This window comes from Lentzea nigeriaca, from assembly GCF_016907955.1.
Lineage (GTDB): Bacteria > Actinomycetota > Actinomycetes > Mycobacteriales > Pseudonocardiaceae > Lentzea > Lentzea nigeriaca.
On record NZ_JAFBCX010000012.1, the window covers coordinates 110381 to 125100 of the forward strand.

Here is a 14720-nt window from a genome sequence, read left to right on the forward strand (position 1 = left end):
GACAACCCGTCAGTCACTTGGCACGTCGCGCCAGGCGTTGGTCAACACCCGCAAGGCGTCAGGATGCTCGGAAATCTCCGCAGCCCTGGACAAATCGGACTCCACCATCCCCAGTTCCCGCAGTGACGTCGCCGTGCCGAACCGAGTGGCCGTGTCGTGGATCCGTTCGGACAGGTCCGCGGGCGCCGTGTGGCTGAGCAGGGCCGCGTGCGTCGCGGCGTGCGGCAAACCGAACGAACCGCCCAGAACGTGCGCGAGCTTGTGGTGCAGTCCCATGGGGACGTTGGCGAGACATGTCCCCGCGAGCCAGGCCGAGTGCAACAGCTCCGTCCGGGCATCCACAGTGGAGGGATTTCCGCCCAAAGCGTGCAAAATGCCCTCGATCGCCTTCGTGGCGATGGCGTCGATCAACGGGTTCTCGTTGCCACGTGCGGTAACGGCGTGCGCGAGAGCGTTGAGCGCGCTCGTGACCGTGACGTCCAACGGCAGGTCCAGCGTCAGGTCGACGTCGTAGATCACCGTGTCGGGCTGGATCGCCGGGTCACGCCGTGTCTTCTTCAGCCCTGACGCCGTCTCCCCGAGCACCTGGGTCACCTCGGAACCCGCGTAGGTCGTCGGAATGACGATCTGCGGGACGCCCGCGCGCGCCGAGAGCGCCTTCGACAGCCCCGTGCTCGACCCGCCGCCGACCGACACCACGCCATCTGCGCCGTGTTCGCGCAACAACGCGAGCGCGCGCTCCGTGACCTCGACCGGCGTGTGCATCGCCGCGCCCGTGAACCGTGCCGCCAGCAACGGGCCGAGCTCGGCCGCCACCTCGTCGCCGCCGTGCCGGGCGATCAGCAGAACCCTCGTCGCGCCCAGCCGCTCGGCCTCGTCGCGCACGGAGGCGGCGGTGCCGCGGCCGAAGACGACTCGGGTCCGCGCCGGTTCGAAGGTGAAGCCCACAAAGGTCGAATATTCGCCACCGGACGTGGTTGACGCAACCGGGAAGGATCAATCCTTTCGGCTCTGACGGGTGACAACGTCACTCCATAGCGTGAATCTTCATGAACCGTGTTCGTGTTGTAGTGGCGTTAGCAGGGGCCCTGACCCTCACGCCAATCCCTGCCACAGCGGCGACACCGGCGTTCTCCCTGTCCGGCGGCGTGTCCGCGCCGATCCACTCGATGGCCGACGCGGTCCGCGAGACCGTCTACGTCGACTCAGGCCTCGACCTGGACGGCGACGGCACCAGAGACCGGGTGACCGCGGACATCATCAGGCCGTCCACGACCGGGCGCGTGCCCGTGATCATGGAGGCCAGCCCGTACTACCAGAGTGCGGGCCGCGGGAACGAGAGCGAGGTCAAGACCTACGACTCCGCCGGCGTGCCGGTGAAGTTCCCGCTCTTCTACGACAACTACTTCGTGCCGCGCGGCTATGCCGTCGTGCTGGTCGACTTCCTCGGCACGAACCGGTCGCGCGGCTGCGTCGACGTCGGCGGCCAGTCGGAGATCGCGTCCGGCACCGCAGTGATCGACTGGCTGAACGGCCGTCGCACCGGCTACACCACGTTGAGCGGCACCACGACGAAGACGGCCTCGTGGTCGACCGGCGCCGTCGGCATGATCGGCAAGTCGTGGGACGGCTCGATCGCCAACGGAGTCGCGTCGACGGGTATCGACGGGTTGAAGACCATCGTGCCGATCGCGGCCATCAGCTCGTGGTACGACTGGTTCCGCTCGGACGGCGTCGCGTATCCCAGCTACAGCTCGCCGACCGGTTTGGGTTCGCAGTTCGAGAACTCCAACGCGCGCTCGCGGTGTGGTGCCGTGCGTACGCAGATGACCAACGGTTCTCCTGCCAATGGCGACTACACGGCGATGTGGCAGGCCCGTGACTTCGTGCGCAACGCCTCGCGTGTGAAGGCGTCGATCTTCGCGGTGCACGGGCAGAACGACCTGAACGTGAAGACGCTGCAGTTCGGCCAGTTCTGGGACGCGGTGCCCGCTGCCGTGCCGAAGAAGCTCTGGTTCTCGCAGACCGCGCACGTCGACCCGTTCGACTTCCGGCGCGGCGAGTGGGTCGCGACGCTGCACCGGTGGTTCGACCGCTGGCTGCTGAACGTGCCGAACGGCATCGAGAACGAACCGCAGGTGTCCGCGGAGCGCGCGCCGAACCAGTGGGCGGACGACGAGAAGTGGCCACCCGCAGGCACCGTCGGCACCGTGCTGCGTCCTTCTGCTTCGGGCCTCGGCACGACACCCGGCACCGGCACGGCGGTGTTCACCGACAACGGCAACGCGACGCCGTCCACCTGGCTCTCCGGCTCGAACACCGGCAGGGTGATCTACTCGACGGCACCGTTGACGTCGGACCTGCGCGTCGCGGGCACGTCGTCGATCACGGTGAGCGTGTCGTCGTCGACGCCGACCGCGCACCTGACGGCGTACCTCATCGACTACGGCCCGGCTCAGGTGCGGACCGGCGAGGGCATCCGGACCCTGACCACGGAGTCGTGCTGGGGCGAGAGCCGTACGGGCGATGACGCCTGCTACCGCGATACGGAAGCGACGTCGGGCGAGGTCGACGCGCAGATCATCGCGCGCGGCTGGGCGGACCTCGCGAACTACTCGTCGCTCTCCACCCCGCGCACGATCACGCCGGGAACGAAGTACAGCATGACGTTCCGACTGTCCACAACGGACCACGTCCTCCCGGTGGGCCACCGGCTGGGCCTGCTGATCGGCGGAACCGACTCGAGCGCGATCGTGCGGCCGAGCCAGCTGCCGAAGCTGACCGTCGACCTGGCGGGTACGACGGTGCGGATCCCGTTGGCCGGCTCGGTGCCGTCGGCATCGGCCGACCAGCTGACCGCCACCAGCGTTTCCGCTGGTACGACGAGCAAGTTGGGCTAGCGGCCCGCACTGTCGGTGCTGCTCGCTAGCATCGGCGGCATGGGTTCCACCGACGATGTCGTTCTCGGAGACGCGCTGCAGGTGCTGCAGCGCGTCTTCGGGTACCCCGAGTTCCGCGGCGACCAGGCCGACATCGTCGAGCACGTGATCGCGGGCGGCGACGCGCTCGTGCTCATGCCGACCGGCGGCGGCAAGTCGTTGTGCTACCAGGTCCCCGCCCTGGTCCGGCCGGGCACCGGTGTGGTGATCTCGCCGCTCATCGCCCTGATGCAGGACCAGGTCGACGCCCTGCGCGCCCTGGGCGTGCGCGCGGGCTTCCTGAACTCCTCGCTGTCCTACGACGAGCGCCGGATGGTGGAAGCCGAGTTCGTCCACGGCGAGCTCGACCTGCTCTACCTGGCCCCGGAACGCCTGACGTCCGAGGCCACCCTGCGCCTGCTCGACCAGGGCGAGATCGCCCTGTTCGCCATCGACGAGGCGCACTGCGTCTCCCAGTGGGGCCACGACTTCCGCCCCGACTACCTCTCCCTGACCCAGCTGCACGAACGCTGGCCCAAGGTCCCCCGCATCGCCCTCACCGCCACCGCCACCGAGGCCACGCGCGAGGAAATCCTCACGCGCCTCGACCTGAGCGATGGCCGCCAGTTCGTCTCGAGCTTCGACCGCCCCAACATCCAGTACCGCATCGTCCCGAAGAAGGAGCCGAAGAAGCAGCTCCTGGACCTGCTGCGCACCGAACACCCCGGCGACGCGGGCATCGTCTACTGCCTCTCCCGCGCCTCGGTGGAGAAGATCGCGGAGTTCCTGGTGGCCAACGGCATCCAGGCCCTCCCGTACCACGCGGGCCTCGACGCCCAGACGCGCCAGCGCAACCAGGCCCGCTTCCTCCGCGAGGACGGCCTGGTCATGGTCGCCACCATCGCCTTCGGCATGGGCATCGACAAGCCGGACGTCCGCTTCGTGGCCCACCTCGACCTCCCCAAGTCGGTCGAGGGCTACTACCAGGAAACGGGCCGAGCGGGCCGCGACGGCCTGCCGTCCACCGCCTGGCTGGCCTACGGCCTGAGCGACGTGGTCCAGCAACGCAAGATGATCGAGTCCTCAGAAGGCGACCTGGCCTTCCGCCGCCGCGCCCAAGCTCACCTGGACGCGATGCTGGCCCTCTGCGAGACCATCACGTGCCGCCGCACCATGCTGCTCGACTACTTCGGCGAGTCCGGCGTCCCCTGCAACAACTGCGACACCTGCCTGACCCCACCGGAATCCTGGGACGGCACGGTAGCGGCCCAAAAGCTCCTCTCCACGGTCTGGCGCCTGCGCAACGAACGAGGCCAGAAGTTCGGCGCGGGCCAGGCCATCGACATCCTCCTGGGCCGCAAAACCGCCAAGGTCATCCAGTTCGACCACGACCAGCTCAGCACCTTCGGGATAGGCGACGACCTGAACGAAAGCGAGTGGCGAGGCGTAGTCCGCCAACTACTCGCCCAAGGCCACCTGGCCGTAGAGGGCGAGTACTCCACTCTGGTGCTGACCGAAACCAGCACCGAGGTCCTCTCCCGCAAACGCCAGGTCCTCATGCGCAAGGACCCGACACCACCCCGCGCAACCACAAGGGCGGCGGCCCCAACCGCGAAGGCCAGGCAAACGGTAGACCTTCCCGAAGAGGCCGCTCCACTCTTCGAGGCCCTACGAGACTGGCGAGCCCAACAGGCCCGCGAGCAAGGCGTCCCGGCCTACGTGATCTTCCACGACGCCACCCTCAAATCCATAGCAGCCACCCGCCCCACCACCCTCACAGCCCTGGGCGCCCTGAGCGGCGTAGGCCAAGCCAAACTGGCCAAATACGGCGACCAAATCCTCGAAGCCGTCGCCACCGCCACCCCACCCGACGGCGTAACCACCGAGCCTGTCCCGGCCCCCTCGCCAAAACCAAAGCCCAAACCCACCTCGAAGGGCGGCGCAGCCTGGGGCTCAGGCACGGCCGACGACGAGTGGCCAGAACCCGAAGAGCCGGACGAGCCCATGGACTGGTAGCCGCACCGGCACCCGCAGTCATACCGGCACACCGAACCAACGGCGAAGCCGAGGGGCACCCAGAAACCGCGATGCGAAGCGAGCCGGACAGACCTATGCCGCGCTGGGAAGCGGTAACTTCCGGAATCCCACCGCCAGGTGCCCCCTCATACCACCTTCTCAATCTGAGCCCGAGCAATCGAACTCTTCCCAGCCTCCCCAACCACATCAAACGCAGCACTGTTCAGCACCAAACAGCCACTCCCAACCCCGACAACCCGAACCGCGGCCTGCTTCCCGTTGTCCAAGTTGGTAACCCGAACCAAAGTCCCCACAGGCAACGAGGAAGAGAACGCCCCAGGCCCGCCCCCCACAGCGGACAACCCGACAACCGCTCCGTCACAAACGACAGACCCCACAGCCCCCCGAACCCGAGACGCAGAAGCCCGAGTAGACGGATGGACCGGCGCAGGAGCATTCCCGATGATCTCCACCCGAACCCGCCGGAGAACGCTTTCCGCCCCACCCCGTCCAGAATCCGCCGACCGCAACAACTCAAACGCGGCAGTGTTGACCGCGGCACACCCGGTAGATACCCCGGCCCCCGACCCGGTGCGCACTCCGGCAAGGGCACGAGCAGAACTCTCCGCAACCGCAGCCGTCACAGCCCGCCCGTTGGCCAGGTTGGTGATGCGCAAGGACGTCCCCACCGGAAACGAATCCGACAGGACCCCGGCCGCCCCACCAACATCCACCACCTTCACCGGCTGCCCAGCGCAAACCTCCTTCCCGGCCACCCCGGACTGCGAAGCAGGAAGCCCAGCTCCCGCAAGGGCGAAGGCAGCACCCCCGATCGCCGCGACCACCGAGACCGCCCCGGCAACCGCTATCCAGCCCTTCGACCAGCGCACGCAACCACCCGACCTTTCTGCCAGGCCGTACGGCTCGCAGATGGGGAAGGTTCAACGACGGGTGGCTCGAACCAGCGCGGTTGGGTCACACGAAGCCAGGTGATCTCGCAGTGCGACGTGCGCGAACCGGTACTCGCCGTCCACGCGGGTGAGCAGCAGCCGGTCCTGCGCGAGGTGCAGCAAAGCCTTGCGGCGGAACGACAACTCGCCCAGTGACAGCGGACGGGTGAGACCCTCCGCCGTCACTTCGGCGAGCGCGTCGAACGGCCAGATGTAGTCACGGGCCGCGGTCGGCGTCACCAGCAACCCGAGCGCCACGCCCAGTGCGGTGCCCCAGGATCCCAAGTCGCCGAGCCCTCCGAGCGCACCGGCCAGTCCGAGCACAGGCACCGCCGGCTGAATCCACCACGGACGCCCGAGCCTCATGCGTTGCTGTTGCCCCGGACGCACCGTACGCCACACACGTCCCACGGCCGCAGCGAACACGCCGCCCGCCACACCCGCGGAGAAGCCGATTCCCATCCCGGCCAGCACCACGTACGGACCGGTCCAGATCATGGACACACCTGGTGCGGCGGCGATCAGCACGGACCACGGCACGGGCGCGTCACCCGGCACGAAGCCCAACGCCAGGAAAAACGCAGCCACCACGACGAACACGTATGCCACGGCGTAAGGCCACGGCGCGCCGATGCCGCCGAGCCACAAACCGACGAGCCCGACCAGCAAACCGGCGACCACGCCGGCCAAGAATCCCAGCGCGGCGGTCAGCAGGCCGTGCGCGCGCCCCGGCGGGTGAAAGACGTGCGGCAGTTTGTTCACCAAGACGAGCAACCCAGAAGCCGCCACCACGAACACCAACGCGGGCCACAATCCGAGCTGCAGGCCCGTCAGAAACGCCACAGCGCACACACCACCGGCATATGCGGCAGGCACGGCGCGTATGAACAGCAACCACAACGGACGCGTCGGCAGCAGCGGGAGCCACGCACGGCGGTGAGGCATGTGCACGGGCGCACCGAGGTCCGGTCTGTCCAACCTCGCGAGGAACTTCAACGCACGGATGGTCGGGCCCGCGGCACGTTGGGCGGAGAGCCTTTCCACGACGAAAGAGCCGACGAAGTCGGTGCCGATCGTGTCGACCTGACGATCAAGGTGCGTCAGGGCCAACAGGTTCAGCGCCAGCGGTGAATCCAGCCGGTCCCAGATTTCCGGCGTCAGGGCGGATTCCAGGCTGTCGAGACGAGGGCTGACGGACGCGATGTACTCGAGCACCTGTCCACGTGACAACGGCTCGACGTACACGGACGGCAGGTTTTCGATCGGTTCGGTCGAGCACACCACCGACGCGAACGGCGCGAGCTCGGACTCGCAGTGCGCGCGGTCGAAGTGTGGTACCTCGTCGAGGCCGTCGATGAGCACGGCCACCCGCTCGCGGCGCAACCAGATCGTGCCCGCTGAGCGGCTGATGCCGTAGCGGCGGTTCATCTCGCGCAGCAGCCACGCGGTGAACTCAGTCGGCTTGCGGCTGCCATAGGCACGCCACGTCGCCAAATCCACGACGACGGGAATGGGCGCTTGCGGGTCGTTGCGCGCACGTTCGACCAACACCAGACAGAGTTCGCGCAGCAACGTGGACCGTCCGCTGCCGACAGGTCCTACGAGGACCATGGTGTGGCCGAGCCGGTCGTAGACGGCTTCCAGGTCCGACGAGGAGACTTCCTCGTCCTCGACACGAACCGAGAGCTTCGGCTGCCGCAGCACGCCGAGTTTGATCTGCGTCTGGGCGGCCAGTGACGAGGCGAGCAACGCCTTCACGCGCGCCTCGACACGGCCGAGAGCGGCGGTGCGGTTGCTCGTCTCGTGACCGCGTACACGTTCCCAGATCGCGAGAGCTATCGCGACCAGCACCATCACGGCGACGGTCGGCCAGAGCCACCGGCCGAACTCGCCGAGGAACCCCGGCACGGCTCCGCCGGTGCTCACGCTGATGGCCGCCGGAAGCAGCAAAACGACGGTGACCAGGCACAACGCGGCTAACGCAGTCAGCCGTGCAGCTCTTGTCACCCCGCTTGGATCCACCTTCACCTCCGCGACCCCGGCGAACGACGGTAACCGGGCCGCCGGGATCGCGGAAGTGACTCAGAGGCGCTGCCAGACGGACGCCGCGTTCGGCGGTTCCCACCTCACGATCGACGTGTGCGCCTGCAGGCACGGATAGTCCAATCCGGCGTAACTCACAGGCGAACCAACCGCATAAGCAGTCCCAGGCGCCCACGCTGGGTAGATGCCGCCGCCCGGGAGGTTCCATCGTTGTGGTGGTTCACAGGCCCCGAACACTTCGAGCTTCCAGAACGAGAACCCGCACACGGTCGCTCGCTGAGTGCCGTTGAACCTGACGTAGCGCGGAACCGGAAACGTCGATGTCCTCCACTCCACCTGAGCAGGTCAACGTGGAATAGGCCTCGCGCCACGTGCTGTCGTTGTCGGATAGCTGAATCGAGTACACCCGTCCGTACCTGGCGTGCCCGGTCATCTGGGTCCACGTGTTCGTGGGCAGCTGGTTCTGGTGACCTGGTGGAACAGTTCGCCGTCCACGTACCACCGCAGCTGCTGCGGCGACGTGGAAGCGTCCCACTCGAACAGGTACGGGTGGAAGCCGCCCTGGCACGACGCACCGGGCACGGCCGACTGTTCGAGATGCCGTTCTTCTCGCTGCACGGCCCGCCTGGCGAGACGCCGCAATGCAGCACGCCCCACACGCGGTTGACGCCGTTGACGTTCTCCATGATGTCGAACTCGCCGACACCGGAGACGTTCGGCATCTGGATCCATGCTTCCATTCTCAGCACGCCACCGGCCGGTGCCTTGAAGTTCCGCGCGTTCGTCTCGATGCGCGCGGACGTCCAGTTGCCCGCGCCGTCACGACGCGGCGTGATGCGCAGGTTCCCACCGCGGTCGAGCGACACGGTGGCGGGAGTGCCGGTGTGCGCGGCGATCTCGCCGGTGCCCCAGTTCGCCGGTCCGCCCGGATAGCCGTGGCCGAGTGAGAACCGCCAGTTCCCGTGTTGGGCAACGAGTTCGCTGGACCGGTGAACTCGTCGCCGAACACCTGCGTCCAGCCGGCAGGAGGAGGTGGAAGCGTGGCGTTGGTCTGCTGAGCGACAGCGACCAGCGCACTCGCGGTGAGCACGCCGGCCGCTGCAAGGCGGTGGATGTTCGTTGTCGAGTGAGCCTCATTGCCAACCCTCCGAACGAGCGCGTGAGAGCGCTCCCGCCGGACGATGGTGGCAGGTTTGTCAACGGTGCGGAGGCATCACTTCTCGCGGTACCGGTTTCGTGCGATCACTGCTGGTCGCCGAAGTTCCGGAGGCCTTCCTTGAGCTTGTCCTCACCCTTGTCGATGTGCTCAGTGTGCTTGCCGCCGGTCTTCTCGTCGGCGAACTGTCCTGCACGCTCGACGCCCTGGTCGACCTTGTCGCCGTGCTGGCCGATCAGGTCCTTCGCCTTGTTCTTCATCTCGTCGAAGCCCATGACTGCATCACCTCCCGATGCAGTTCGAGTACCCGGTCTGGTATCCGGCACACCTCACTGGATCGAGTGAAGCCCGGCCACCGGACTCGCTGGCGTTCGGTGCGCTACGGATCACCCTCCACATCGGACGGGTGTAACAAGGCGCTACCGAGCGGAACACCTCCGAACACCGTGGCCGCCACCGTCATCTGCTCGCCGTTGACGTCGATCTGGGCTTCTGCCGCGACACGGCCGGCGCGCTCGCCAACGGTGCGAGCTCGACGTCGTGAAGCTCGCCGCCATCGGCAGGACGAACGCCGAGATCGCGCGGGAACTGTTCATCTCGGTTGGTATGGTCAAAACGCACCTGGTGAGCGTTCAGGCCACATTGGACGCTCGCCACCGCGCCGCGGGCGCCGGTGAAGCCGCGGTCCGTCAGCGTCCCAGGCGGTCAGTCGTACACGGAAACCGTTGACCTGCCGGTGGAGAACCGCGGGATCCTGGCCAACGCGCTCGGCCGAGGACACCGACAACTGAGTGATCCGTTAAACCTTGCCCGGTCACCGTCTGCTCCACTAGGAATCGCGCATGAGGCGAATCGCAGCTGGTCTGGCAGTGGCGGCATTGGCCGTTGGACTCATCACCACCGGAACCGCTTCCGCGCAGCCAGAAGCACGGCCCGACTGCGGCTACACCGCGACGCCGGAGGAACCTCCCGCTCGTCCGGTGTCGATTCCGCACAACCCGTGGTTCACCAAGGGCAAGGTCCTGGTGAAGGTGAAGACGAACCAGGGCGACATCCCGCTGCTGCTCGACCGCGCCAAGGCCCCGTGCACGGTGCACAGCTTCGTCCACCTCGCGCAGCACCGCTTCTACGACAAGACAGAGTGCCACCGTCTCACCGCATACCCGACGCTGAAGGTGCTGCAGTGCGGCGACCCGTCCAACACCGGTGAGGGCGGTCCCGGCTACAAGTACAAGGACGAGCTGCCGACGGACCTGAAGCCCGCGCCGAACGACCCTACCGGCCAGCGCCGCATCTACCCGCGCGGCACGCTCGCGATGGCCAACGCAGGGCCAGACACGAACGGCTCGCAGTTCTTCCTGGTGCAGACCGACTCGATTCTGCGCCCGAACTACACGGTCTTCGGCACGATCCTGCCGGAGGGCCTGAAGACGCTCGACAAGATCGCCGCGGGCGGCATCGCGGGGGAGAACCCGCTGGACGGCCGGCCGAACCTCAAGTCGGAGCTCCAGCGCCTCAGGGTGTGCTGAGCCTCAGGCTCCTGAGTTCGCCCAGCCGCGCAGCGCGCCGTAGAACGCGTCCGAGAGCCGCCGGACCACCTGCTCGTCAGGTAGTCCGGCGGTTTTCGTCAGATCGATGATCTCTCGCGGGTCGAACAATGCGTTGTGCAGGAACCGCGCGACGGACAGCAAGGCGTCCGGCAGCGCCAGTTCGATCAGCACTCCGCGCAGCGCCCGGTCCCACGCCTTGGCCGACAGCGTGGTGAGGACGTCAGCGGAGTGCAGCCGATCCAGAAAGCCGCGCTGGGACCAGAACCGCACGATCGCCGGACCGTGCACGTTCTGCAGCTTCACCCAGCGCGTGGCCTGGTGCTCGAACAGCTCCTTGCCAGTCTTGCGGGACCGTTCACCGTGTTCGACCAACGACGTGATGACGTCCTCGTGGTACGCCGACACAAGCGCTTCCACGGACGGGAAGTGCCGGTACGCCGTCGCCTGCGAAAGCGCCGCCTTGCGCGCGATGGACTGCATCGTCGCCGTTGCTGGTTCAGTTCGCAGCACGTGCGTGGCCGCGTCCAGCAAACGCTTGCGGTTGCGGCGCGCGTCGCTGCGGCTGCTCATCTCCTCCGGCAGAACGTCCTCCCACCCCACGATCCCGTTGCGGGTTGCAGGATAGGGCGAAGGATCATCGGAATGAGGCGATTCCGGTCAACGCATGGCCGATGGATAGCAGGTGGATGTCCGAGGTCCCCTCGTAGGTCAGCACGGACTCCAGGTTGTTCGCGTGGCGCAACGGCGAGTACTCCAGCGAGATGCCGTTGGCCCCGAGGATCGTCCTGCTCTCGCGCGCGATCGCGATGGCCGCCTCGACGTTGTTGTACTTGCCCATGCTGATCTGTTCAGGCTTCAGCGTGCCGGCCTCCTTGAGCCTCGCGAGGTGCAACGCCAGCAGCATCGCGTTGTTGACCTGCACGGACATGCTCGCGAGCTTGCGCTGCGTCAGCTGGAACGCGGCGATCGGCTTGTCGAACTGGATGCGCGTGCCGGAGTAGTCGAGCGCCGCCTGCAACGAGTCCCGCGCGGCGCCGACGGCACCGAACACGATGCCGAACCGCGCCTCGTTCAGGCACGAGAGCGGAGCACGCAACGATGTCGCGAGCGGCAGCCGCGCGCTGTCCGGCAACCGCACGTCCTCCAGGATCAGCTCGGAGGTGACGGACGCTCGCATCGACAGCTTGTGCTTGATGTCCCTGGTCGAGAATCCGGGCGTGCCGCGGGGAACGAGGAATCCCCGGATTCCCTCCTCGGTCTGCGCCCACACCGTCGCCACATCCGCGAGGCCACCGTTGGTGATCCACATCTTGGTACCGTTCAGCACCCAGTCCCCACCGTCGCGCACCGCCCGCGTGCGCATGCCGGACGGGTTGGAGCCGAAGTCCGGCTCGGTCAGCCCGAAGCACCCGATCGCCTCACCGGCCGCCAGCCGCGGCAGCCACTCCTGCTTCTGCTCCTCCGACCCGTACTTCCAGATCGAGAACATCGACAGCGACCCCTGCACCGACACGAAACTCCGGATGCCGCTGTCCACGGCCTCCAGTTCCAGGCACGCGAGCCCGTACGCCAACGCCGACGTGCCCGCACACCCGTACCCCTCCAGGTGCATGCCCAGCACACCGAGCTTGCCGAGCTCCCTGCCAAGCTCGCGTGGCAACACGCCTTCCTCGAACCACGTGGCGACGTGCGGCCGCACGTGATCGGACAGGTACGCCGCGACGGTGGCCTGGATGTCGCGCTCCTCGTCGCTCAGCAACGACGGGATGTCCAGCAACTGCAACGGGTCCTGCACTTCACTGCTCCAGCTTCGGCGGGCGCAGCCGGTAGCTTACCGGCGTGCGCGACAGGCGGATGGGGTTCGCGACGAGCGTCATGTCGCCGATCGTCGCGGTGGGGTTGAGATCCAGCGACTCCGCCAGCGCGAACGCGTGCGCGATGTCGTTCACCGGACCGCACGGAACGCCCAGCGGCGTCAGGGTTTCGAACCAGTGCTGCGCCGGACGCGCCCGCAGCTGCGTCGACAGCGCCTCGAACAGCTCGTCGACGTGTTCGACCCTCGCGGAGTTCGTCGCGAACCGCTCGTCCGTGGCCAGCTCCGGCACGTCCAGCACCGAGCACAGCCGGCGGAACTGCCGGTCGTTGCCCACTGCGAGCACGATCGGCTGGTCGGCCGTCTGGAACACCTCGTACGGCGCGATCGACGGGTGCCGGTTGCCCATCGGCTTCGGGATCGAGCCCGCCAGCGTGAAGCCCGCGCTCTGGTTCACCATGCTGGACAACAACACCGACAGCAGGTCCAGCTCGACGAGCTGCCCCAGCCCGGTCGCGTCCCGGTGCCGCAACGCCGCCAGGATGCCGACGCACGCGTGTAACCCGGTGAGCACGTCGACCAGTGCCACACCGGTTTTCACCGGCTCATACGGTCCAGGCCCGGTCACGCTCATCAGGCCGCCCACGGCCTGCGCGAGCAGGTCGTAGCCGGGCAGGTCCGCGCCCTTGCCCGAGCCGAACCCCGAGATCGAGCAGTAGACCAGGTCGTCACGCCCCAACGACTCGTAGTCCAGCCCGAACTTCTTCATGGTGCCCGGTTTGAAGTTCTCCACCACCACGTCCGCACGCGCGATGAGCTCGCGCGCCTGCACCCGGCCCGCCTGCGTGGACAGGTCGATCTGCACGGACGTCTTGTTCCTGTTGACGGACAGGAAGTACGTCGCCTCGCCCTCGAAGTGCGGCGGCCCCCACGTGCGGGTCTCGTCGCCACGGCCGGGCTGCTCGACCTTGATCACCTCGGCGCCGAGGTCGCCCAGCATCATCGTGGCGTACGGTGCGGCCAGCACGCGGCTGAAGTCCGCGATCACCACGCCGTCGAGCGAGCTTGCGCGACTGGGCGCAGGCTGTTCCGCCTCACCTGCCACGCCTTCCTGTGCCTGGGCCGCCTTGTTCGCGACGCCGTCGAGCGGGCTCATGCGACGCGTCCCCGCAGCTTCATCGCGGCCAGCACGCGTTCCTGCGCCAGCTCGCGCGCGGCCACATGTGTTGTGGTGCCGCGGTTTCGGGCTTCCACGACGATGTGGGCAGCGTTCGCCCTCAGCTTCTGCGACACCGCGTCCAGCACCGTCGCGGGATTCACCGGGAACGGTGAGTACCGCGCGTCCATGCCGAACGCCGCCGCGACCACGCCGCCGGCGTTCGCGATGAAGTCCGGCACGACCGTGACCCCGCGCGCCGCCAGCACCTCTTGCGCCGCAGCGGAAGTCGGCAGGTTCGCTCCCTCGACCACCAGAGTGGTGTCGAGTTCTCCGGCGAGGTCCGCGTCGATCACGTCCTGCAGCGCGGCAGGCACCAGCACGTCGCAGGGCACCCGGAGTTCGGCGCCCAGCGCCTGAACCGGGCCGTACTCCTTGACCGCGAGATCACCGGACGACGCCCGCAAGTCCAGCAGCCGTGCCACATCCAGGCCGTCGGGATCGACCAACGCGCCGTGCACCGACGACACGGCGACGACAACAGCACCGAGTTCGGTGAAGCGTCGGGCCGCCGCGGCACCGACCGCGCCGAACCCTTGAATCGCGACACGCTTGCCGTGCAACGGCATCAGTTCGTCCGCCACCTCGGCCACGCCAAACCCGGTGACGCCCAGCTCGTCGTACGGAAGCCCGCCGAGTTGAGCCGGTGCGCCCATCATAGCGCCGCGGTCCGACAGTTCGTCCTGGACGATCGCGGCGTCCCGTTCGGTGAGGCCCATGTCGAGGCCGAGCACGTACTCGCGCGGCACCTCGTTGGAGAGCTTGCGCGCGAACGCCCGCAGCGCCGCTTCCTTGTCGGGAGAAGAAGGATCGAACACGATCCCCGCCTTCGCCCCGCCGAAGAACAGGTCGACCCCGGCCCACTTCCACGTCATCACGCGCGCGAGGCGGGCGATCTCCGCGACGGTCACGCCGGGGCTCATCCGCGTGCCGCCCTTGCCCATGCCGCGCGCGGTGTTGTCGATGACGAGCACACCCTTCATGCCCGTGCGCCGGTCGGACACGCAGACGACCTTCTCAGGCCCCCACTCGTCCATGAGCTGGAGAACGTCCATCAG

General features: G+C 67.6%; 13 protein-coding genes. 5 read left to right on the forward strand and 8 right to left on the reverse strand.

What is annotated here, in order from left to right; genetic code table 11:
• Positions 1-9 precede the first annotated feature (9 nt).
• Complete coding sequence (locus JOD27_RS33115) at positions 10-948, reverse strand: iron-containing alcohol dehydrogenase (RefSeq protein WP_204766245.1); 939 nt, start codon at positions 946-948, stop codon at positions 10-12.
• 101 nt (positions 949-1049) lie between these two features.
• Between JOD27_RS33115 and JOD27_RS33120 the strand changes: the two genes are divergently transcribed.
• Positions 1050-2900: a Xaa-Pro dipeptidyl-peptidase gene (locus tag JOD27_RS33120; RefSeq protein WP_204766246.1), complete on the forward strand. Its 1851-nt coding sequence runs from the start codon at positions 1050-1052 to the stop codon at positions 2898-2900.
• Positions 2901-2939: 39 nt separating this feature from the next.
• Complete coding sequence (gene recQ, locus JOD27_RS33125; RefSeq protein WP_204766247.1) at positions 2940-4934, forward strand: DNA helicase RecQ; 1995 nt, start codon at positions 2940-2942, stop codon at positions 4932-4934.
• Between the two features lie 941 nt (positions 4935-5875).
• Here recQ and JOD27_RS33130 read toward each other — a convergent pair.
• Both JOD27_RS33130 and JOD27_RS47270 read right to left on the reverse strand, forming a co-directional pair.
• The gene (locus JOD27_RS33130; RefSeq protein ID WP_204766248.1) at positions 5876-7891 is read right to left on the reverse strand and encodes an NACHT domain-containing protein; all 2016 of its coding nucleotides are present in this window, start codon (positions 7889-7891) and stop codon (positions 5876-5878) included.
• 75 nt (positions 7892-7966) lie between these two features.
• On the reverse strand, positions 7967-8263 hold the full coding sequence (locus tag JOD27_RS47270) for a carbohydrate-binding protein (RefSeq protein ID WP_372441771.1): 297 nt from the start codon (positions 8261-8263) through the stop codon (positions 7967-7969).
• 138 nt (positions 8264-8401) lie between these two features.
• Here JOD27_RS47270 and JOD27_RS47275 point away from each other — a divergent pair, with 138 nt between their 5' ends.
• Positions 8402-8860: a hypothetical protein gene (locus JOD27_RS47275; protein WP_372441772.1), complete on the forward strand. Its 459-nt coding sequence runs from the start codon at positions 8402-8404 to the stop codon at positions 8858-8860.
• A gap of 309 nt (positions 8861-9169) precedes the next feature.
• Here the strand turns inward: JOD27_RS47275 and JOD27_RS33140 are convergent, their stop codons facing one another.
• Positions 9170-9358: an antitoxin gene (locus JOD27_RS33140; protein WP_204766249.1), complete on the reverse strand. Its 189-nt coding sequence runs from the start codon at positions 9356-9358 to the stop codon at positions 9170-9172.
• 265 nt (positions 9359-9623) lie between these two features.
• Here JOD27_RS33140 and JOD27_RS33145 point away from each other — a divergent pair, with 265 nt between their 5' ends.
• On the forward strand, positions 9624-9812 hold the full coding sequence (locus JOD27_RS33145; protein ID WP_372441773.1) for a LuxR C-terminal-related transcriptional regulator: 189 nt from the start codon (positions 9624-9626) through the stop codon (positions 9810-9812).
• A 113-nt stretch (positions 9813-9925) separates the two neighbouring features.
• Positions 9926-10612, forward strand: a complete 687-nt coding sequence (locus JOD27_RS33150; protein ID WP_204766250.1) for a peptidylprolyl isomerase — start codon at positions 9926-9928, stop codon at positions 10610-10612.
• Positions 10613-10615: 3 nt separating this feature from the next.
• Here the strand turns inward: JOD27_RS33150 and JOD27_RS33155 are convergent, their stop codons facing one another.
• From JOD27_RS33155 to JOD27_RS33170, 4 genes are all read right to left on the reverse strand, one after another.
• The gene (locus JOD27_RS33155; RefSeq protein ID WP_204766251.1) at positions 10616-11203 is read right to left on the reverse strand and encodes a TetR/AcrR family transcriptional regulator; all 588 of its coding nucleotides are present in this window, start codon (positions 11201-11203) and stop codon (positions 10616-10618) included.
• Between the two features lie 64 nt (positions 11204-11267).
• Positions 11268-12428, reverse strand: coding sequence for an acyl-CoA dehydrogenase family protein (locus JOD27_RS33160; RefSeq protein WP_204766252.1), 1161 nt, complete (start codon positions 12426-12428; stop codon positions 11268-11270).
• A gap of 1 nt (position 12429) precedes the next feature.
• Positions 12430-13602: a CaiB/BaiF CoA transferase family protein gene (locus JOD27_RS33165; protein ID WP_204766253.1), complete on the reverse strand. Its 1173-nt coding sequence runs from the start codon at positions 13600-13602 to the stop codon at positions 12430-12432.
• On the reverse strand, positions 13599-14717 hold the full coding sequence (locus tag JOD27_RS33170; RefSeq protein WP_239570012.1) for a Glu/Leu/Phe/Val family dehydrogenase: 1119 nt from the start codon (positions 14715-14717) through the stop codon (positions 13599-13601). The genes JOD27_RS33165 and JOD27_RS33170 overlap by 4 nt, the downstream gene beginning before the upstream one ends.
• Positions 14718-14720: the final 3 nt, after the last annotated feature.

Bases quoted from the DNA above. Each gene is read 5' to 3' on its own strand.
- JOD27_RS33120 (WP_204766246.1), top strand. From the start codon at position 1,050: ATGAACCGTGTTCGTGTTGTAGTGGCGTTAGCAGGGGCCCTGACCCTC.
- recQ (WP_204766247.1), top strand. From the start codon at position 2,940: ATGGGTTCCACCGACGATGTCGTTCTCGGAGACGCGCTGCAGGTGCTG.
- JOD27_RS33140 (WP_204766249.1), bottom strand. From the start codon at position 9,358: ATGGGCTTCGACGAGATGAAGAACAAGGCGAAGGACCTGATCGGCCAG.
- JOD27_RS33150 (WP_204766250.1), top strand. From the start codon at position 9,926: ATGAGGCGAATCGCAGCTGGTCTGGCAGTGGCGGCATTGGCCGTTGGA.
- JOD27_RS33155 (WP_204766251.1), bottom strand. From the start codon at position 11,203: ATGAGCAGCCGCAGCGACGCGCGCCGCAACCGCAAGCGTTTGCTGGAC.
- JOD27_RS33165 (WP_204766253.1), bottom strand. From the start codon at position 13,602: ATGAGCCCGCTCGACGGCGTCGCGAACAAGGCGGCCCAGGCACAGGAA.
- JOD27_RS33170 (WP_239570012.1), bottom strand. From the start codon at position 14,717: ATGGACGTTCTCCAGCTCATGGACGAGTGGGGGCCTGAGAAGGTCGTC.